The following is a 19,851-nucleotide window of genomic DNA, read 5'->3' as shown; positions in this document are numbered from 1 at the left end:
CCCGACGAACAGGAGTGCAGATGAGGTTACGCGCACGCCACAGACACGCGGCCATGGCCGCGGGAGTGGCTACCGCGGCCATGGTGCTGGCCGGTCTCCCGGCCGACGCCGGAGCCGTCGGCACCGCGGGCGGCCGTACGGCTGCCGCGGTGAAGACGGTCACGCTGGTCACCGGCGACCGGGTCCTGGTCGACGCCGACGGCCGGGTCACCGGGGTGGAGCGGGCCCCGGGCCGCAAGGACATACCCTTCTCGGTCCGGGAGGTCGCCGGACACACCCGGGTCGTCCCGGGCGACGCCGAACTGCTGCTGGCCCAGAACAAGCTGGACGCACGGCTGTTCGACGTGACGCAGCTGATCGAGGACGGCTACGACGACGCGGGCCGCTCCGACGTCCCGCTGATCGTCACGTTCAAGGGCGACAAAGCGCCCTCGATGAGCCCGTTCACCGAGGCCGGGGCCCGGATGGGCCGTGCGCTGCCGGTGGTCAACGGCAAGTCGATGCGGTCCGTCAAGAAGCGGGCGGCCGACCTCTGGGACACCGTCACCACCGAGGCGTCCGGGGCCGTCGAGAAGGTCTGGCTGGACGGCCGGCGCAAGGCCTCCCTCGACAGGAGCGTCCCGCAGATCGGCGCGCCGACGGCCTGGGCCGCCGGGTACGACGGCACCGGGGTGAAGGTCGCCGTCCTGGACACCGGAGTCGACACCTCCCACCCCGACCTGGCGCGACAGGTGATCGAGGAGAAGGACTTCTCGGGCTCCACCGGTCCCGGCGACACGTTCGGCCACGGCACGCACGTGGCGTCCACCGTGGCCGGCACCGGCGCCAAGTCGGACGGCAAGTACAAGGGCGTGGCGCCGGGCGCGAAGATCCTCAACGGCAAGGTCCTGGACGACACCGGCTTCGGCGCGGACTCCTGGGCCATCGCCGGCATGGAGTGGGCGGTGGCCCAGGGCGCCGACGTCGTCAACCTGAGCCTCGGCGGTACCGACCTGCCGGGCACCGACCCACTGGAGGAGGCGGTCACCCGGCTCTCCGCCGAGTCCGACGCGCTGTTCGTCGTCGCGGCGGGCAACGAGGGCGAGTTCGGCGAGGGCACGGTCGGCTCGCCCGGCAGCGCGGACGCCGCGCTCACCGTCGGCGCGGTCGACAAGTCCGACGTGCTCGGCGGCTTCTCCAGCCGCGGTCCGCGGGTCGGGGACAGCGGGGTCAAGCCCGACCTGACCGCGCCCGGTGTGGAGATCACCGCCGCGGCGGCGGCCGGCAGTTTCGTCGAGAGCGAGTACCCCTCCGGCGTCCCCGGTTACGCCACCCTCGACGGTACGTCCATGGCGACCCCGCATGTCGCGGGCGCCGCCGCCCTCCTCGCCCAGCAGCACCCCGACTTCAGCGGCGAGCGCCTCAAGGCGGTGCTGACCGGCTCGGCCGAGCCGGGCGCGTACAGCTCCTTCCAGCAGGGCACCGGACGCGCGGACCTGGTCCGGGCGCTGGAGCAGAGCGTCGTCACCGAGCAGGGCCCGCTCGACTTCGGTGAGCAGCGGTGGCCGCACGACGACGACGAGCCGTCCACCAAGCGGCTCACCTACCGCAACCTCGGCACCGAGCCGGTCACCCTGGATCTGTCCGTCGACGCCTACGCGGTGGACGGGAAGCCCGCCGCCGAGGGCATGTTCAGCGTCTCACCGCAGCGGGTCACGGTTCCGGCGGGCGGCACGGCGAGCGCCGAGGTCACGGCGGACACCCGCGCGGGCAGCGCCGACGGCAGCTTCGGCGGCTCGGTGCGGGCGACCTCCGCCGACGGCGAGGTCCAGGTGCGGTCCGCCGTCGGAGTGGCGCGCGAGGTGGAGTCGTACACCCTGACGTTGAAGCACATCGACGAGGACGGCCGGCCGACCGGCGACGCCGCGACCTCGGTCGCGGGCCTCTACAGCGACTTCTACGCCGAGTACGCCGACGAGCGGGACGGCGAGCTGACGGTACGGCTGCCCAAGGGCGACTACATCCTCAGCGGCGTGATTCACCCGCAGACCTCGTCCCCGACCCACGCGGTCCTGCTGGAGCCGAGGTTCCGGCTGGACGGCGACAGGACGGTCACCGTCGACGCCCGGCAGGCGAAGCCGGTGGACATCACCGTGCCGGACCCGGCGGCCGAGAACACCGACGCCACCGTCGCGATCGGCTTCGGGCGGGGCGAGGGGCTGAGGGACGGCTCCTTCCAGTACCTGATGCCCACCTTCGAGGGCTCGCGGTTCGGACGGCTCGGCGGCGGGGAGGCCGTGGAGCGGCTGACCGCCCTGTACTCCGGCGGCTGGACCGGCAAGGACGGGAACGGCAGGCCGGTCGACTACCACGCCGCCTGGTACCGGGAGGGCAGCCTGGACGGCTTCACCGCGCGAGTCGAGCAGAGGCAGCTGGCCAAGGTGGACCTCCAGGTGGGCGAGGCGGTCGACGGCCGGCGCGTCCAGGTGGAGGTGACCCCGCACCTGCCCGACGGCGACCTGGTGCCCGGCTTCACCGACATGCGGGGCGATCTCCCGTTCCGGAGCACCGAGTACATCCTCGACAACGGTGTGAAGTGGTCGGTGCGCACCTGGCAGGTCTCGGGCGAGGGCCAGGAGTCGGTCTTCGAGAACTTCCTCATGCGGATGCCGCAGACCTGGAAGGCCGGCCGCGGCTACCAGGAGCGGTTCGCTGTCGGCGTCTTCGGCCCGGCCCTGGGCGGCCCCGACTCCCCCGGACCGGCCAGGGGCTTCCCCGGCGTCGCCCGCTCCGGCGACACCCTGCGGGCGTACCTCCCGCTGTTCGGTGACGGCGGCGGGCACTGGGGCACCAGCGACACGACCTCCGTGACGACCAGGCTGGAGGCGGACGGCAAGGAGATGTCCGACGAGTACGGCATCCCGCCGACCGACGGCGTCACCGAGTACAAGGTTCCCGCCGCGGACACCACCTACAAGCTGACCGTGGACAACTCCCGCGACCCGGCCGTGTACGCCGTCAGCACGCGCGTCCGCGCCGAGTGGACCTTCCGCTCCGCCAGGACACCCGAGGACACCTTCACCGCGCTGCCGCTGTCGACGATCCGGTTCAGCCCGGACCTGACCCCGGCCAGCACGGCGAAGGCGGGCAGGCGCTTCGAGGTCCCCTTCACCGTCGAGGGCGCGGCGGCCGGGCAGCGACCCGCGAAGCTCGCCTTCCAGGTGTCGTACGACGACGGCGCCACCTGGCAGCCCGCCAAGGCCGTCGGCGGCACGCACCTGTCGTTGCGGCACCCGGCGCGGGCGGGGTCGGTCTCCCTGCGCGCGCGACTGACGGACCGTGACGGCAACACGCTCGTCCAGACGATCGAACGCGCCTACCTCACCGTCCCGTAACCCTTCCGTCGCACCCGGCTCTGCCCGGGACGGCCCCCGGGCCGTCCCGGGCAGACGCGCCCAAGGGCCGGGGCGCGCCATGGATCCGGAAGCGGTGCGGACCGCACGACGGCTCCGGTCCGCCAACAGGTGTGGCACGTTGCTGCCACACGCGTCGGCGTCGCTGCCGTGACCTGGTGGTTCTCCGAAGAGGGGGTGGCCGCTTGCGGTCAGGGGGCGCTGCCGGGGCGGCGGGCGTTCCTACGCTCCGGCTGAGTGCCCCGGCCCGACGGCCGTGACCCAGAGGAGAAGCAGATGCCCGCGCTCACCGCCCGAGTGCGCGGTCGGTCCATCGTCGCCCGGCTCACTGTGCGGGAGAAGGCCCTGGAACGCCGCATGCTCCGCAACCTCGGCCTGGTCGAGGAACGGCTCCTGGCCTGTGTGGGGGAGGCGTCCGCGCCGCTGCTCGCCGATGTCGCCGGCCATCTGGTCGTCGCCGGCGGCAAGCGGATGCGGCCGCTGCTCACGCTGCTGGGTGCCGAGTTCGGAGATCCGGGGCGTGCCGGGGTCGTCGAGGCCGCCGTGGTCTCCGAACTCATCCACACGGCCTCGCTCCACCACGACGACGTCATGGACGAGGCCAGCATGCGGCACGGCGTGATCAGTGTGAACGCCGGCTGGGGGAACACCGTCGCCGTCCGGTCGGGCAACTGGCTGCTCGCCAAGGCCGCCCAGTTGTCGGCGGACCTCACCCGGCAGGCCATCCCGCTCCAGGCCGAGGCGTCCGAGCGGCTGGTGCGCGGACAGGTGCTGGAGCTGACCGGGCCCGCCGTCCCCGAGGACCGGCTGGCCCACTACTTCGGCGTGATCTCCGACAAGTCGGCGTCGCTGATCGCCTTCGCCCTGCGGCTCGGCGCCCTCCAGGCGGGCGCGCCGCGCGGCACCGACGAGGCGCTCGCCCGCTACGGGGAGCACCTCGGGGTGGCCTTCCAGATCGCCGACGACCTGCTCGACATCACCGCGCCGTCCTGGCAGTTGGGCAAGGAACAGGGCAAGGACCTCGCGGTCGGGGTGGCCGGGCTGCCGGTGCTGCTGGTGGTCGACGGCACGGACCCGGCCGACGCGGAGCTGCGGGCGCTGCTCGACCGGCCCGACGGGATACCGGACGAGGCACGGGAGCGGGCGCTGACGCTGTTGCAGCGGTCCGCGGCCCTGCCCCGGGCGCGGGCCATGATGGACGAGCGGCTCGCGTGGGCCCGCTCGGCACTGTCCGAACTGCCGCCGGGCGCCGCGCGCCGGGCACTGGACGCCTTGTGCGACTTCGTGGCTTCACGGTCGCACTGACCGCGGCGGCCCCCGGCCCCCCGCCGCCCCCTCGTGGCCCGCGGTCAGCGGCGCGCCGCCTCCCGGGCGCCCTCGACGGCCTGCCTCAGCGAGCCGAGGGCCGCCGCCCGGAACGGGGCGAGCCACGGCACATGCCCGGCCTTGGTCATCTCGGCGTGCAGGAACACCAGATCGTCGGCGAGCCCGATCGCCCGGAACGCGGCCCGCACATAGGGCTCCTGGAAATCCTCGTACGGCAGGTCCTGCCCGTATGTGGCGCCCCGTGCCGTGGCCACCACGACCCGGGTGCCGGACAGCGGGCCCCGGCCGGTCTTGGGGGACACGAACAGCGGCGGAATGGCCACCCGGTCGAGCCACGCCTTGAACACGGAGGGGACGGAGAAGTGGTACATCGGCAGACCGATCAGCAGCACGTCGGCGGCCAGGAGCTCGTCGATGAGCTTCCAGCTCAGCCCCCAGGACCGCCGCTCCGCCAGGGTGCGCGCCGCCCGGCGCGCCTCGCCGAGGTCCAGCGTGCCGGAGGTCTCCAGCCGGGTGACCGTCTCGATGTGGGCCCCGTCCACATGGGGCACCGGGTCCGCCGCCAGGTTCCGGTGGACGCGCCGGCCTTCCGGGTGCGCGACATGCCACGCCGCGGCGAACTCCGCCGTGATCTGCGCCGAGACCGACTCGGGACGCGCGCTGCAGTCGAGGTGAAGCAGGGTGGCCATGCGCGGACTACTCCTTTGTGCCGGAGCGGATGTACGGCTACACCATTCAAGCGGTCGGCGCGCTCCCAAGTCCCGTCTCTTGGCGTGGCATTTGCAGACGGTCGGCGTAAGCGGAAATGACGGGACGGACCATGCTCGACGTACGCAAACTCGTCCTGCTGCGGGAGGTGCACGCCCGTGGGTCGATCGCGGCGGCGGCCGAGGCCCTCAACTACACGCGGTCGGCGGTCTCCCAGCAACTGTCCGCGCTGGAGGCGGAGACCGGCGCGGAACTCCTCGACCGGGGCAAGCGGCGGGCCTGTCTGACGGTGGCCGGACGGCTGCTGGTCGACCACGCCGAGCGCATCCTCGCCGGGCTGGAGACCGCCGAGTCCGAACTGCGGGCCATGACCGGGCGGGTCAGCGGCGAACTCCAGGTCGGGGTGCCCTTCCACGAGGGACCGGCCCTGATCGTGCCCGCGCTGACCCGGGTCCGCCGGTCCCACCCCGACCTGCGGATCACCGTGCAGGGCCTGCCCGTGTGGCGGGCACGCGAGGCCGTGCGGCTGGGCCAGGTCGACCTGGCGCTGGCGGTGCGCTACGACCAGGTGCCGGAGCCGCCCGTCGTCGGACTGCACGAGGAACCGCTGGCCGGGGACCGGGTGCGGCTGGTCGTCGGGCCCGAGCCGGAGTTCTCCGGCGCCGCGCGCGGCCGTCCGCTGCCGCGCACGCTCGACGGATACGCCGATCGCCCCTGGGTCCTCACCGCCGACTCCGGCCTCGGCGAACTCGTGCTGCACGCCTGCGCCGGGGCCGGTTTCACCCCCGACGTGGTCGCCCGCACCGGGGACACACAGGCCGTCCTCGGGCTGGTCTCCTTCGGCTGGGGCGTCTCCCTCATGCCGGACCTGGTCCCCGACCGGCCCGGCTACCCGGTGCGCCGGATCGACCTGGACGGCCTGGAACTGGTCCGCCATCTGTCGCTGGTGGCCCGCGGCGGAGCCCTGGAGCGCCCCGCCGTCGCCGCCGTCATCGCGGAGGTCCGTGACGCGGTGGCCGGGCTCTCCGAGGCGGCCTTGGCCTGGCGCGGCTGAGCGGCGTCCGCGCCGGGGAACCGGCAGCCGGAGGCCCGACGGCGCGGGCCTCCGGCGGGGAACGACTCGGTCTGCTCCCGGTCAGCTCTCGATCAGACGGTGCAGCAGGACCGTGTCGAAGATGTCCTCCATGACGGCGACCTTGCCGTCGCGCAGCGTCCAGGAGTGCACGAACTTCAGCCGTTCGGTGCGGCCGCCCACGGAGGTGACGTACCGCTCGCCGAAGACCACGACGCGGTCGCCCGCCTCCAGGAACTCCTGGGGCTCCAGCCGCATGCCGCCCAGCACGCTGGGCACGCGGGCGAGGAACTCCCGTACCCCGGCGTGGCCGTGCTTGGTGCCGCCGAGGCGGTAGTCGGCCATGCCGTCGGGGTGGATCCAGCGCACGTCGGGGGCGAGGGCGCCGAGCAGGCCCTGCACGTCGCGGGCGTGGAAGGCGCGGTAGGCGGCGCGGATCAGCTCGACGTTCGGGGACGCGGGGCGCTCGGCCGATTCGGTCCGGGCGGTGGGCTGGGGCTTCGTCAGCAGGTTGTGGGACATGTGCGTGCTGCTCCTCAGACGTGGGCGGGCCGGCGGACGTGCTCGGGGAAGTGGGCCTCGAGGGTCCGGCGGATGCCGTCCTGCCAGGAGACCGCGCAGGGACCGGTCAGCGCCCGTCGCAGCGTCGGGTCGAACCGGTACGTCTCCCGGGTGACCGGGCTCGGCACCAGATGGGCGGGCACCCCGGTCAGCTCCGACATGAGGCGGACGCAGTCGGTGATGCCGACGGACTCGTCCCCGCCCCAGTTGACCAGCGTGGCCGGGACGCCGGCGGCCTCCCACAGCCGCGGCACCTGGGCCACCAGGTCGTCGGTGTGCAGCGGCGAGCACCAGTTCTGTCCCTCCAGCGGCACCGGGATCGGCTCGCCGGCCAGCATCCGCCGGAAGTACAGCATCGGCACGCCGCCGTAACCGCCGGGCCCGTAGGCGATGTTGAGGCGGGCGATGGTGGTCGGCAGGTCCAGCACGCGGGCGAAGGCGCGGACCGCGCCCTCGGTGGCGAGCTTGCCCACCGGGTAGGCAGGCAGCCAGTCGGCGACCGCGTCGACCGGGTCGGTCTCGGTGTAGACGTGGTCGAGGGTCTGCCGGGCGTAGAGCGCGCCCGTGGAGACGAACAGGAACGACTCGGCGGTACGGCAGTGCGTCATCAGACGTCCCGTGGCCACCGCGTTGATCTCGGCGGCGGCGTTGCAGTCGCCGTCGTCGCCGCGCAGCACCGCGGAGTGGATGACGTGGGTGAAGTCCCGCGGCACGTCCTCCAGCGCCCCGCCCGAGGAGTCCGCCATGTCCCAGTGCCGGGTGACGACGGACCGCGCGTTCAGCTCCCGTTCGACGCCCGGGGTGCCGAACCGGCCCAGGCACCAGACCTCGTTGTGCTCGGCGAGCGCCTCCGCGACCGGCCGGGCCACCTGCCCGGTGCCCCCCGTGACCAGGATCTTCTTGCCCTTCAACATCTCTGTCTGCTCCCCCATCGTGATGTGTGGTGTGCGGTGTCAGCGGTCGCCGGCCTGCCGCCGGTGCGCGGCGTCCGCGTCGGCGAGGGCCCGGTCCAGTTCCTGGCGCAGGGCCGCCTGGAAGGACGCCACGTGCCGCGGGCCCATCAGGGTGTAGTGCTCTCCGGGGACCTCGATGTAGCGGTTGGGTCCCGTGGTGTGCTCGTCCCAGCGGCGCAGCTCGTTGTCGAGCCAGTCCTGCTTGGTGCCGCGCAGCGGGGTGGCGTAGAAGACGCTCATCGACTCCACGGTGCCCTCGGGCCGGTAGTCGCGGCCGAGGTCGGTGAGGGCGTTGGCGAGCTCCGCCCAGGTGCCGAACTTGGCGGCGTCCAGGTCGAGCTCCGCCATGCGCTCGTCGGGGAAGAGCTCCACGAGTTGGGCGATCTGCTCCTCCATGGACAGCCCGCGCAACCGCGACGGCAGCCGGCGGGACTGCTCCCGGTCGATCAGCGCCAGGAAGAAGGCCAGGTTGACGGCCGTCTCGGCGAAGTCCAGCTCCTCCATGCGGTACTTGATGTGCGGCGGCAGGTTGAAGCTGCCGACGAAGTCGACCCGCTCGCCTTGGGCGCGCAGCACCTTCGCCATCTCGAAGGCGACGGCGCCGCCGAAGGAGTAGCCGGCCAGGGCGTAGGGGCCGTGCGGCTGCCGGGCGCGGACGGCGGTGACATAGCAGTCCACCATCTGCTCGAAGGTGGCGAAGGGCTTCTCGCCCTCGTTGAAGCCCCGGGCGCGCAGCGCGTGGAAGGGACGGTCGCCCACGAAGTACTGGGCGAGGTTGACGAAGACGAGTACCTCGCCGACGCCCGGGTGCACGCAGAACAGCGGGGTCTTGGTGCCGCTGGTCTGCATCGGCACGACCGGGTCGTAGGCGTCCGGGCTGTCGGGGGTGCCGGGGGCCGTCGCGGTCAGCTGCCGGGCCAGGGCGCGGACGGTGGGCGCCCGCAGCACGGTGATGACCTCCAGCCGGCCGGCGCCGAGCCGCTGGGCGACCTTGCTGCGCAGCCGCAGGATGTCCAGTGAGGTGCCGCCGAGTTCGAAGAAGTTGGCGTCGGCGCCGATCGTGGCGGGGTCGGCGCCGAGGATCTCCGCGTAGATGTCCGCGAGGGTCCGCTCGGTGCCGTCGGCGGGCGGGGTGTGGCCACCGAGCATGCGCAGGGTCAGGTCGGCCACGGCACGCCGCGCGTCGTCGTACGCGCCGGACTCCAGGCGGCGGCGCATCAGGGCGCGCTGCGTCTTGCCGAGGCTGGTCTTGGGGAAGGCCTCCCGGGGCAGCGGCAGGACGAGCGCGGGCCGGAACCCCCAGTGCAGGACCACGGTGTTGCGGATCGCCACGAGCGCCTGGTACAGCGCGGTCTCGTCGCCGTCGGCCGCCTCCGGGCGGAAGGCGATCACCACCTGTTCGGTGTCGTCGCCGGGTGCGCGGGTGGGGAAGACCGCGACGTAGGAGCCGGTCACGCCGGGCAGTTGCTCCAGCGCGGTCTCCAGCTCGTGGCTGAAGTAGTTGACGCCGTTGACGATGATGCTGTCCTTGCTGCGGCCGACCAGGCTCAGCCGGCCGTCGACGATCCGGCCCAGGTCACCGCTGCGGAACCAGCCGTCGGCGGTGAACGCCTCGGCGGTGGCCCGCGGGTTGTTGTGGTAGCCGGGCGTGATCATGGGGCCGGTGAGCTGGAGTTCGCCGGTCTCGCCCTCGGGCAGCGCGCGGTCGTCGGCGTCCGCGATCCGGATGCGCAGGCCCTCGACGGGGGTGCCCAGGCCGGCGAACTCCTGGCCGCGGTCGAGGTCGGGGAAGCCCTTGCGGGAGTAGACGCTGCCGGCGCAGGTCTCGGTCATCCCGAAGGCCGGCCACAGCGCGTCGCGGGCGAGGCCGTGGGCGGCGAACCGGTCGAGGAAGGTCTCGCCGGTGGCGCACACCACGGCCTCGCCTCCGCTGATGATGTGCCGCAGCCGGGTCAGGTCGAGCCGTTCGCCCTCGGTGTCCAGCCGGTCGGCCGCGCTCAGCAGCGCGCCCAGCAGGAAGTTGGGGGTGAACGTCATCGTCACGCCGTGCCGGGAGATCAGCCGCAGGAACTCCAGGGGTTCGCCGAGCACGACGCGCGGTTCCACGTGCAGCTGGCGGCTGCCGGTGGACAGCGGGAACAGGTGGCCCTCCAGCAGGGCGGCGACATGGTCGAAGGAGACCCAGTTCAGGGTGGTGTCGTCGGGGGTGAGGCGCTGGTGGCCGTTCTTGGCGGCCATGGACGCCAGCAGGTTGGCGTGGGTGAGCATCACGGCCTTGGAGTTTCCGGTGGAACCGGAGGTGAGCACGAGGACCGCGGTGTCCGAGGGCGCGGCGTCGCGGTACGGCTCGGCGGGCGCGGCGCGGCGCAGCGTGTCGAACGGGGCGAGGGCGAGGCCGTCCATCGGCGGCAGGCCGTGGCCGGCGTCGCCGGTGACGACGAGCGGCCCGTCGAGCAGGGCGTGCACATGACGCAGCTGGGCGGCGGCGCGTTCGGGGTCGCCGCCGAGCGGGGCCATGGGGCACGGGACCATGCCGCCGAGGACGGCCGCCCAGAACGCGGTGAGGAATTCTCTGGGCCGTTCCAGGAGCAGGACGAGCTTGTCCCCGGGCCGCAGACCGCGCTCGCGCAGTCCGGCCAGCACCCGCAGGGCGTCGTCGACGAGTTCGGCGTAGCTCTGGTCGTGGAACTCGGCCGTGGCTCCGCCGAGGCAGTGGCGGATGCCGGAGTGGGGGTGGTGCGAGGCCGCGCTCAGCAGAAGGCCGGCGATGGTCCGGTGGGGCGTGGTGTGCACGGGTTTCTCCCTTTGCCTGGGGGTGCGTGGGGCGCGTGCTGACTGGACGTGACGTGTGCTGGTCGAAATCCCGGAGCTGTTTCGGCGGCGACACCTTCATGTGCTGTTCGACTCGATTTCTACGTCGCGTCGTGGAATCCATGAAATGGGTCGCGGAAAAGCTGGGCCCGGTAAAGAGGTCGAGCCGTCTCACTGGTTTATCCGAGCTGCACGGACGCTTATGGAAAAGTGATCTTGTTTTTGCGGCCCCATGTGCGGTTCATCCCTTTTGCCCCCGGTCGGTACCGGGGCGGACCGGGAGTCCCGGCGCATGGTGCGGATGTGCAGTGCGTTCCACGTGTGCGTCCTGTGGTCACGATGTGACCGTAAGCGAGGCGCTGCTCGACCAGTGGGACGGTTGGCCGCTAATGGACAGAGGTGCCACGGTGTGTGACTCGGTCGGTGCGTCCGGTGATGAAAAGAGTAAGTTGAAGCTCCGTTTCCGCGTTCTGATGCACTTTGCTGACAGCGACACCGGAACGGCCGCCCGATTCTTGCGAGATGTCGGGGTTGGGAATGGCGAGTATTCGTCTATCTGGGCCTTCTGCGGCTCGGTTGACTCCGGCTTAACCGGTCAACTACTGTCAGGACACTTATGATCTTCTTCTTGTTGAGAAGTTAAATTTCCAACGCATTTCCGCCTGCCGGACTCAGCAGGGAGAGTCCGGGACGACCGGTGACCGCTCGCGGTGCGCCGTGGGCGGACGGGCTTCAAAGACGTGGGGGACGTCATGTCGGAGTCGGTGGTTGAACAGGGATCCGCAGCCGTACCGGCGGGATCGGAGGTGGCCGATCACGCGGCCCACCTGGAACGGGCGCTGCTGGAGGCGAGCGCCCTGATCGAGAGCACGGTCTCGATGCACCGGCAGCGCTCCGAGGCGCCCACGCCGGTGGCCCGCACCGAAGGGGTGCAGATCGCGGAGGTCCTCCAGTCACTCGTGGGACCCGCCCGCCACACCGTGTGCGCGATGCTGACGGACTCCGGCGAATTCACCGACGCCGCCGTGCGGTCGCTGGCCGGCGTCCCCGCACAGGTGACCGTGCGTGTGCTGTGCGCCGCCGACATCGCGGAATCCGCTCTCGCCCCGCTGGCCGACCGGGGCGACAGCCACTGCGCGGTCCGGGTGTCCGGCAGCGAACTGCGCGCCATCATCGTCGTCGACGGCTCGTCCGCCCTGGTGCGGCCCGCCGAGGGCGGCGCCGGCCAGGCCGCCGTCGTCCACGACGCCGCCACCGTCCGCGCCCTGGAACTGTTCTTCGCCAGCGCCTGGTCGCGCGGCCGCCGGCTGGCCGACCACCTCCAGCTGAGCCCGCGGCTGCGCACCGAGCTCTCCCGCAACATCCTGGAGCGGCTGCGCGCGGGCTACACCGACGAGACGGCGGCCCGCGAACTGAACGTGTCCTTGCGGACCTACCGCCGCTATGTCGCGGAGATCATGCGCGAACTCGACGCCAACTCCCGCTTCCAGGCGGGAGTGCGGGCCGTGGAGTTCGGACTGCTGGCGGAGTAGCCGCATCCCGGCGGACATCTTCGGTACGGGCAGGGCCGGCCCGTACCGGCCTTGCCAACACACCATGAAGAGGGTGGAAGACGACGTGCCCAACAGGGGAGACGACGAGCTGGAGCGTTCCCTGCTCGAAGTCCAGTCACTGATCGAGACGACCATGGCGCTGCACCGCTCCCGCAGCCGGGAGGAGGCGCTGATCACCGTTCTCGACCAGGACTACGACGCTGTGCTCGACCAGGCGCAGCAGCTGATCGCCGGGGCGACCCGGAGCATCGACATCGTGCACGCGCGCCGACGCGGCTCCGACGAACAGGCCCTGCGCACCGAGCGGGAACTCATCTACGGCGCGGGGGAGGGCGTCGTGGTGCGGCTGCTGTCCAGCCCCGAGCTCATCGACGAGGACTACGTGCGCGAGCAGTTGGGCCGGCAGCGTCCGGTGGGCATCCGTATCGCCCGCATCCCCCCGCTCCAGGCGATGATCGCCGACGGAGCCGTCGCCGTCGTCGTCGCCCACTCGGCGGTCGGCCGGCGCGCCTCGGTGATCCGCGTGCCGGAAGTGCTGCACACCCTGACCACCCTCTTCGACAACGTGTGGGCGCACGCCGTCCCCGCCGGGGAACGCATCGTCTTCGGCGACCGCGACCGGGCCGCGCTCGCCCGGCGCATCCTCGGCGCGCTGCACGCCAGCGTCACCGACGAGGTCGCCGCCCGCGAACTCAACATCTCCGTGCGCACCTACCGGCGCCATGTCGCCGACATCATGGCGCTGCTCGGCGCGACCTCCCGCTTCCAGGCCGGCGTACGCGCCGCCGAACTGGGTTTGCTGCCACCGGCGACCCGGCCCGGACCGCCGCGCAACGGCACACTGGCATCTTCCTGAAAGTGCCGTTGCCGCTCGCTCGACCCGGCCAGTTCCATGGAGCACCAGGAACGGGACTCCGTAGGGCGGAGAACGTCCCGTTCTCGACGGCCGGTACCCCCCCTCCGATGGGCCGTCGGCGCACGGGGCCGGGCCACCCGGGCACGGGAGACCCGGCCCTGTCGCTCCCCACCGATGAGTGTCGTGCGGAAGGCGAGTCCATGAATCGAGTACCGGTCGGCCTGGTGTTCCCCGGGCAGGGGACGCAGAAAGAGGGGATGGGCGCGCCCTGGCGGGACACCCCCTCCTGGGAACTCACCGCGGAGATCTCCGCCGTCACCGGGGAGGACCTCGCGGAGCTGCTGCTGCGCACCCCCGGGGAACAGCTCAGGCGCACAGACCTCGCCCAACTCACCGTGTTCACCGTGGCGTTGATGGCCCACGCCGAAGCCGTACGGTCCGATGCGCTTGGCCCCGACGTGGTCGCCTGCGCCGGTCACAGCCTCGGCGAGTACGCGGCCCTCACCGCGGCCGGCGCCCTCACCGTCGAGCGGGCCGCCGCCCTCGTGGCGGTCCGCGGCCGGGCCATGCGGGAGGCGGCCCTGGCCCGCGAGGGCACCATGGGCGTCCTGGTCGCCGCGCCCTCCGAGCAGGTCGAGGCACTGGTCGCCGAGATCCGCTCCGAGGGCGCCGACGTCTGGGTCGCCAACGTCAACGCCCCCGGCCAGACCGTGGTCTCCGGCTCCCGCGACGCCGTCGCCGAGGTCGGCGCCCGGGCCGGCACGATCGGCGCCCGGATGCTGCGCCTCGACGTCGGCGGCGCCTTCCACAGCCCCTACATGGCGCCCGCCGCCGAGGCCCTGGGCGACGCGCTGCGGCAGACGCCGTTCACCCCGGCACACCTGCCGGTGGTCGCCAACGTCGACGCCGAACCCCACGCCGAGGGCCACCACTGGCCCGACCTCGGTGTACGCCAGCTCACCTCCCCGGTGCTGTGGGAGAGCGGTGTACGGACCCTCACCGGACGGCTGGGCTGCCGCCGGCTGATCGAACTGGGGCCCGGCCGCACCCTGGCCGGGCTGATCCGCCGTATCGACCCGGAGGTCGACGTGATCTCCGTGGACGGCCCCGCCGCCGTGCCCGCACCGCCGGCGGTGGAGCGATGAGCGTCGCGACCCGGCCGCCCACGCGGATCAGCGGCATCGGCGTGCTGGACAAGGCCTCCACCCTGCTCGCCATCGTGGAGCAGGGCCCGGCGTCGCTGGCCCAGCTCGTCGAGGTCAGCGGCTTCGCCCGCCCCACCGTGCACCGCATCGCCCAGGGCATGGAGCGGCTGGGGCTGCTCGCCCGGGACTTCCAGGGGCGGTTCGTGGTCGGCCCCCGGCTCGGCAACATCGCCGTCGAGGTACGACGCGACCAGCTCGCCAAGGCCGCCGCCCCGGTCCTCGACGACCTGCACGCGCTGACCGGCCTGCACGCCCGCCTCTTCCGCCGCCACGGCGCCGAGCAGATCTGCATCGGCACCTCCGCGGAGGCCACCGGCGGCGAACAACTCCCCGTCGGCACCGCGCGCCCCGCCACGGCCGGCCCCGTCGCCCAGGTGCTGCTCGCCTGGGAGGAACCCGAGAGCCTCTACGAAGGGCTGCGCGGCGCCCGCTTCACCGCCGCCCAGCTCACCGTGGTCCGCCAGCGCGGCTGGGCGCACGGACCCGACCCGATGCTGCCCGGAACCGTCTCCACCGCCGTACCGGTATGCGCTCTGGGCAACCAGGTGGTGGCCGCGCTCGCCCTGACCGGCCGCGGCCCCCGGATGCCGTCCACCCCGAGCCGGCTGCTGCTGGGCGCGGCCATCGACGCGGCCGGCGAACTCAGCGACGGGCTGCGCCGGTCACGGGCGGTACGACGCCCGGTCGCCGGATAGCCCCGACCGCCGGGTCGCCGTGCGGGACCGGTCGTCCGTCGTCGGACGGCCCTGGCTGTCGGGTCGGCGTGCGGGACCGGTCGTCCGTCGTCGGACGGCCCCGGCCGTCGGGGCGCCGTGCCCGGCCGGTCGCCCGGTCGCCCGGTCGCCCGGTCGCCCGGTCGTCTGGCGGCGCCGGCCGCCGGGGTGTCCGTCACCGGACAGCGCTTGCGTGTCATCACCACAACGAGTCCAGGCCAACCACCCGGTCTTCGGGCCGGTCGTTCCGCGAAGGGGTACAAGGCGTGTCCACTGTCGTGCGCGACGAGCCGGTGAGCCGTCCCATCACCGGCTTGGGGGCCGTGGCGGCCACCGGATCAGGGATCGACGAACTCTTCGAGAGCCTCTGCGCGGGACGCAGCGGCCCGTCCCGGCTGCGCGGCTTCGACGCCTCCCGCTTCCGCGCCCCCTACGGCTATGAGGTGGACGACCGCCCGGTGCCCGGCGCCGACGTCGCCGGGCGGGCCACCCGGCTGCTGCTCGACGCGGTCGGCCAGGCCGCCGCCGACGCCGGCCTGGGGGAGGATCTCAGCGGCATCCCCGTCCTGGTCGGCACCGGGATGCGGGAACTGCGTTCACTGGAGCTGTGGTGGCGGGACGGCTCGCCCTTCGCCGACTCCGGCCTCGACTTCGGCACCGCGCTGCGCGAGCGCTTCGGCGTCGAGGTCACCCACACCTTCTCCAACGCCTGCGCGGCCTCGCTGTACGCCCTGGCGCTCGCCTCCGACCTGCTGGGCCAGGAGGGCGAGGACGCGCTGGACACGGTGATCGTCGCCGGGGTCGACGTGCTGACGGAGTCCCTGTACGGGCTGATGGAGCGGGCCCGGCCGGCCGACCGGGACCGGCGCAGCGTCGCCATGGGGGAGGGCGCCGCCGCGATCGTGCTGCGCCGCGCGGGCGGGCCGGCGCAACGGGCGCACGGCGCGCTGCGCGCGGTGGCCGTCAACTGCGACGCCCACCGGGTCACCGAGCCCTCACCGCAGGGCATCGCGGAGGCGATGCGCGCCGCGCACCGGCTCGCCGGGGTCAAGGCGGCCGACGTCGACCTGGTGATGCTGCACGGCAGCGGGACGCCCGCGGGCGACCGGGCGGAGGCGGCCGCGCTCGCCGCGGTCCTCGGCGAGTCGGCCGCGGCGCCGCTGATGACGGCGGTGACCTCCACGACCGGACGGACCTCCGGGGCGTTCGGGCTGCTGAGCCTGGTGGTGGGCCTGCGGGCGCTGAACGAGGGACGCGTACCGCCGACCGCCCCGCCCGCCGAGCCGGGCGGCGAGAACCACCCGTTCCGCCTGGTGACCGACGAACCGGCGGTGGCACCGCATCTGAACCTGGCTCAGCTGAACGCCTTCGGGCTGGGCGGCATCAACGCGGTGGCCATCGTGGAGGGGGCGCGGGGCATGTGAGGGGGGTACGGCCGGGCGGGCGGGGCCCGCGTCGCGCCTGCGGTCCCCGCCTCCGGTCGGCCGGGGGCGTACGTCCCCGGCCGACGGTCGTCACTCGCAGCCGCGCTGCCAGTTCCAGCCGATGAACGTGTTCTTGAGTTCGACGTCGAATGTGCATGTGGCGGTGCCGTCCGCGGCCAGCCGGACCGAGGTGTGGTGCGTGTTGGCGTACCGGTCGCCGCTGGTGTCGAAGATGCCCTTGTAGGTGAAGGACGCGTCGGCCTTCGCGGTGACGGACGAGCAGGCGGTGGCGCAGTCCTGCGTGTTGCCGGAGGACTTCAGCGACCAGCCGGCGTCCCACGGCTCCCGGTTCCACCCCTGGGTGGCGGCCGTGGACGCCGTGGTGATCCTGCCGTCGGCGACGTTCCAGTCGGCCGTGGTGTACAGCCCGGTCATGCGGATGTTGCAGCAGTCGAACATCTCGTTCCAGCTGCGGACCTTGCGGCTGGTGGCGTCCGCGGCAGCCACTCCCTCCGGCGCCGCGGCGGCCGGGGCATTGATCGGGACGTAGCGCACCTTGCCCAGGCGGGGGGTGCAGTCCTCGTCGATCGTGACGGTCTGCCGCGCGGACAGGCCGGCCGGCGGCACCGGCAGGGATCCGGTCAGCCGTACGCCCTCACAGCTCTGCGGGCTCTGCGGTCCGCCCGCGGGCGCGGCGGTGGCCGTACCGGTGAAGAGGGAAATCAGTCCGGCGGCGGCGAGTGCGGCGCAGGCGAATCGTCTGGTCAATTTCCTATTCCTTTCTTCGAGTTCTTCGATATGGCAGCGTAAAGGCCGGAGCGGGCCGGTCCGGGTGCCGCCGAAAAGGTTGGCAGGAAGGTGAAGCCGACTGGTGCGCGGTGCTCTCCGCGCTGTACTGGCACTTTCCTGACAGCGGCATTGGACCGGTTCGGGCGGGGTGTGAGAGTCGTCCTCAGGTGCCGCCATTGGGTGGCGAATTCTGCTTCTCGGTGTGCTGGAAGGGGTTGTTCTCGTGGGTCTCGCTCAGTCGCGTGCGGACTCCGTGCAGGAGGAAACCGGTCTCCCCGGGCAACTGGATCTGCGGGCGCCGGAGTTCGAGTCCAGAATGCGCGAGGCCATGGACGCGGCGGAGGAGTGTCTGGCCGACTGGGTGCGCGGCGCGCCCGATCCGCACGCCGTCGCCCGGGCCGACCGGTTCGCGCGGCGGGACGGCGGGCGGCTGTGTCTGTTCCTCGGTCTGCTCGGCGCGGAGTTCGGCGAGCCGTGGCGGGAAGGGGTGACCCGGGCGGCGGTCGTCGCGGAGCTGGTGCAGCTGTCCCTGCTGACGTCCGAGGCGGTGACCGGCCTGGCGGGGGTGACGGGACGTACGGCTGGACGTACGGCCGGAGGTGCGGCTGCGCGGTCGGCGGCGGGTGCGGCCGGGGCGACGGCGGGTTCCGACTGGTTGCTGGCCCGTTCCGCGCAGCTCGCGGCCGGCCTCGGTCCCGCCGCGCTGCGGCTCAACGCCCGCACCGCGGGCCGACTGGCGGCGGTCCAACTGCGCGCGCTGACCGGACCCGCGCCCGGCGAGGACCCCGTCACCCACTACGTCGACGTCACGGCGGGCGGCACCGCGGCGCTGCTGGGCATGGCGCTCGGCCTCGGCGCCTTGCAGGCCGGGGCGCCCGAACCGTACGTGCGGGCCCTGATCCGCTGCGGCGAACACCTCGGCGTGGCCCTCCGCCTCGCCGACGACCTGTACCCGGGCGACGACGGCGCGGCTTCTCGGCGCGCCTCGGCGCCGGGGCGTACCGGCGCCCGGCGGTCCGGGGCGGGCGGTCGTCCCCCCGGGACGTCGGCGCGGGGCCGGGCATTCGCGGTGGTCGGCTGGGGCCGTGCCGCTTGGGGGCGGGTGGCGGACGGCCGGCGTTCCGACGGCTGGGAGCCCGCGACGGAGTGTGAGGGGCGCGGCTCCGGGGCCCCGGTGGCGGACGGCCGACGTCTCGACGCCCGGGAACCCGTGCCGGACCGTGGCAGTCACGACGCCCGGGAATCCGTGCCGGGCCGTGGCAGCCACGACGTCCGGGCCCGCCTGGCCGGCCGTCGAGGCCCGACTTCCTGGCCACCCGCGCCGGGCGGGGCAAGCGGCGCCCTCCCGGCACCCGTCCCGGACCGTCGAAACCCCGCTTCCGGACCGGCGCCGGACAGCCGAGGCCCCGCTTCCGGACCGGCGGACGGCCGAGGCCCCGCTTTCGGACCGGCGGACGGCCGAGGCCTCGCTTTCGGACCGGCGGACGGCCCAGGCCTTGCTTTCGGACCGGCGTCGGACGGCCGAAGCCCCGCCCGTCGCGCCCCCGTGACGGGCAGCCGTGGCCCTTCCCCCTGGGGAGCCGGGCCGGACAGCCGAAGCTCTTCCCCTTGGGGACCCACGCCGGACAGCCGAGGCGCCGCCTCGTGCGAGCCCGCGCCGGGCTCCGCCGCCAAGGGGGCCGTGTCGGAGTCGCGAGGTTCCGCCGCCGGGGGAGCCGCCGTGTCGGAGCCTGGAGGCTCCGGCGCCACGGGACCCGTACCGAAGCCCCGTGGTTCCGCCGCCGGGGGAGCCGAGCCGAACCGTCGAGGACTCGCCCCCGCGGGACCCGGGCCCGCCGGCAGGCGTCCCGCTCCCCGGGACCCCGCCGCGGACAACCGGAGCCCCCTCGTGAGCGGCCCGGGGATCGTCTCCCCGTGGTCCGCCCCGCTCCGGCGGGCAAGCGGTGCCGGGCCGGTCCAGGGCTGGGGTGAGGAGTTTCTGCGCTGGTGGCTCGACGAGGCCCGGGCCGCCGTCGGTCCGTTGCCGTCGTTGCCGGCGCGTCGTGCCGTCTACGCGCTGTGCGACGCCGTCGCCGCGCGAATCAGCTGAGGGAAGAAGGGAATTCGGCCATGTCGATGCACGACCGGGTGAGCGAACTGACGCTGATCCGCGAGGAGATCCTGGACGGTGCGGCCAAGGCGACCGAGGCGCAGCATGCCAAGGGCAAGCTGACCGCCCGGGAGCGGATCGAGCTGCTGCTCGACGCGGGGTCCTTCCAGGAGGTCGAGCAGCTGCGCCGGCACCGGGCGACCGGGTTCGGTCTGGAGGCCAAGAAGCCGTACACCGACGGTGTGATCACCGGCTGGGGCACGGTGGAGGGCCGTACGGTCTTCGTCTACGCCCATGACTTCCGTATCTTCGGCGGCGCGCTGGGCGAGGCCCACGCCACGAAGATCCACAAGATCATGGACATGGCGATCGCGGCCGGTGCGCCGCTGGTGTCGCTCA

Annotated in this window: 15 protein-coding genes; 10 read left to right on the top strand and 5 right to left on the bottom strand. The window is 73.3% G+C overall.

Annotated features, from left to right (window positions below):
- Nucleotides 1-20: 20 nt before the first annotated feature.
- Nucleotides 21-3,374, top strand: coding sequence for a S8 family serine peptidase (locus ALMP_RS10350; protein ID WP_264926103.1), 3,354 nt, complete (start codon nucleotides 21-23; stop codon nucleotides 3,372-3,374).
- Between the two features lie 294 nt (nucleotides 3,375-3,668).
- Nucleotides 3,669-4,697: a polyprenyl synthetase family protein gene (locus tag ALMP_RS10345; RefSeq protein ID WP_264926102.1), complete on the top strand. Its 1,029-nt coding sequence runs from the start codon at nucleotides 3,669-3,671 to the stop codon at nucleotides 4,695-4,697.
- A 44-nt stretch (nucleotides 4,698-4,741) separates the two neighbouring features.
- Here the strand turns inward: ALMP_RS10345 and ALMP_RS10340 are convergent, their stop codons facing one another.
- Entirely contained in the window at nucleotides 4,742-5,407 is a 666-nt protein-coding gene (locus ALMP_RS10340) for an FMN-dependent NADH-azoreductase (RefSeq protein ID WP_264926101.1), read from the bottom strand.
- A gap of 131 nt (nucleotides 5,408-5,538) precedes the next feature.
- Between ALMP_RS10340 and ALMP_RS10335 the strand changes: the two genes are divergently transcribed.
- A complete protein-coding gene (locus ALMP_RS10335) occupies nucleotides 5,539-6,480 on the top strand; it encodes a LysR family transcriptional regulator (RefSeq protein WP_264926100.1) in 942 nt (313 codons plus the stop codon).
- Nucleotides 6,481-6,561: 81 nt separating this feature from the next.
- Here ALMP_RS10335 and ALMP_RS10330 read toward each other — a convergent pair whose 3' ends face one another.
- From ALMP_RS10330 to ALMP_RS10320, 3 genes are read right to left on the bottom strand one after another with little or no spacing between them, the layout of a single operon-like run.
- On the bottom strand, nucleotides 6,562-7,020 hold the full coding sequence (locus tag ALMP_RS10330) for a nuclear transport factor 2 family protein (RefSeq protein ID WP_264926099.1): 459 nt from the start codon (nucleotides 7,018-7,020) through the stop codon (nucleotides 6,562-6,564).
- 14 nt (nucleotides 7,021-7,034) lie between these two features.
- Nucleotides 7,035-7,973 carry an NAD(P)-dependent oxidoreductase gene (locus ALMP_RS10325; RefSeq protein WP_264926398.1) on the bottom strand — a complete coding sequence of 313 codons (939 nt, stop codon included), beginning with the start codon at nucleotides 7,971-7,973 and terminating at the stop codon, nucleotides 7,035-7,037.
- Nucleotides 7,974-8,012: 39 nt separating this feature from the next.
- Entirely contained in the window at nucleotides 8,013-10,805 is a 2,793-nt protein-coding gene (locus ALMP_RS10320) for a non-ribosomal peptide synthetase (protein WP_264926098.1), read from the bottom strand.
- Nucleotides 10,806-11,629: 824 nt separating this feature from the next.
- Between ALMP_RS10320 and ALMP_RS10315 the strand changes: the two genes are divergently transcribed.
- From ALMP_RS10315 to ALMP_RS10295, 5 genes are all read left to right on the top strand, one after another.
- On the top strand, nucleotides 11,630-12,355 hold the full coding sequence (locus tag ALMP_RS10315; protein ID WP_264926097.1) for a LuxR C-terminal-related transcriptional regulator: 726 nt from the start codon (nucleotides 11,630-11,632) through the stop codon (nucleotides 12,353-12,355).
- A 73-nt stretch (nucleotides 12,356-12,428) separates the two neighbouring features.
- Nucleotides 12,429-13,232, top strand: a complete 804-nt coding sequence (locus tag ALMP_RS10310; protein WP_264926095.1) for a LuxR family transcriptional regulator — start codon at nucleotides 12,429-12,431, stop codon at nucleotides 13,230-13,232.
- A 200-nt stretch (nucleotides 13,233-13,432) separates the two neighbouring features.
- Entirely contained in the window at nucleotides 13,433-14,377 is a 945-nt protein-coding gene (locus ALMP_RS10305; protein WP_264926093.1) for an ACP S-malonyltransferase, read from the top strand.
- On the top strand, nucleotides 14,374-15,132 hold the full coding sequence (locus ALMP_RS10300; protein WP_264926092.1) for an IclR family transcriptional regulator: 759 nt from the start codon (nucleotides 14,374-14,376) through the stop codon (nucleotides 15,130-15,132). Before ALMP_RS10305 ends, ALMP_RS10300 begins: the two co-directional genes overlap by 4 nt.
- A gap of 311 nt (nucleotides 15,133-15,443) precedes the next feature.
- A complete protein-coding gene (locus ALMP_RS10295) occupies nucleotides 15,444-16,574 on the top strand; it encodes a beta-ketoacyl synthase N-terminal-like domain-containing protein (RefSeq protein ID WP_264926396.1) in 1,131 nt (376 codons plus the stop codon).
- 90 nt (nucleotides 16,575-16,664) lie between these two features.
- Here the strand turns inward: ALMP_RS10295 and ALMP_RS10290 are convergent, their stop codons facing one another.
- On the bottom strand, nucleotides 16,665-17,342 hold the full coding sequence (locus ALMP_RS10290; RefSeq protein WP_264926090.1) for a hypothetical protein: 678 nt from the start codon (nucleotides 17,340-17,342) through the stop codon (nucleotides 16,665-16,667).
- Between the two features lie 244 nt (nucleotides 17,343-17,586).
- Here ALMP_RS10290 and ALMP_RS10285 point away from each other — a divergent pair, with 244 nt between their 5' ends.
- Nucleotides 17,587-19,452 carry a hypothetical protein gene (locus ALMP_RS10285; protein WP_264926088.1) on the top strand — a complete coding sequence of 622 codons (1,866 nt, stop codon included), beginning with the start codon at nucleotides 17,587-17,589 and terminating at the stop codon, nucleotides 19,450-19,452.
- A gap of 20 nt (nucleotides 19,453-19,472) precedes the next feature.
- A partial coding sequence (locus tag ALMP_RS10280; protein WP_375803466.1) for a carboxyl transferase domain-containing protein occupies nucleotides 19,473-19,851 on the top strand: 379 nt, incomplete at its 3' end.

The organism is Streptomyces sp. A012304 (assembly GCF_026008495.1).
Classification (GTDB): Bacteria; Actinomycetota; Actinomycetes; order Streptomycetales; family Streptomycetaceae; genus Streptomyces.
The sequence above is the reverse complement of the archived record's forward strand: the minus strand, read 5'-3'. Positions and strand labels throughout refer to the sequence as shown.

Bases quoted from the DNA above. Each gene is read 5' to 3' on its own strand.
- ALMP_RS10345 (WP_264926102.1), top strand. From the start codon at position 3,669: ATGCCCGCGCTCACCGCCCGAGTGCGCGGTCGGTCCATCGTCGCCCGG.
- ALMP_RS10335 (WP_264926100.1), top strand. From the start codon at position 5,539: ATGCTCGACGTACGCAAACTCGTCCTGCTGCGGGAGGTGCACGCCCGT.
- ALMP_RS10300 (WP_264926092.1), top strand. From the start codon at position 14,374: ATGAGCGTCGCGACCCGGCCGCCCACGCGGATCAGCGGCATCGGCGTG.
- ALMP_RS10305 (WP_264926093.1), top strand. From the start codon at position 13,433: ATGAATCGAGTACCGGTCGGCCTGGTGTTCCCCGGGCAGGGGACGCAG.
- ALMP_RS10325 (WP_264926398.1), bottom strand. From the start codon at position 7,973: ATGTTGAAGGGCAAGAAGATCCTGGTCACGGGGGGCACCGGGCAGGTG.
- ALMP_RS10340 (WP_264926101.1), bottom strand. From the start codon at position 5,407: ATGGCCACCCTGCTTCACCTCGACTGCAGCGCGCGTCCCGAGTCGGTC.
- ALMP_RS10350 (WP_264926103.1), top strand. From the start codon at position 21: ATGAGGTTACGCGCACGCCACAGACACGCGGCCATGGCCGCGGGAGTG.
- ALMP_RS10330 (WP_264926099.1), bottom strand. From the start codon at position 7,020: ATGTCCCACAACCTGCTGACGAAGCCCCAGCCCACCGCCCGGACCGAA.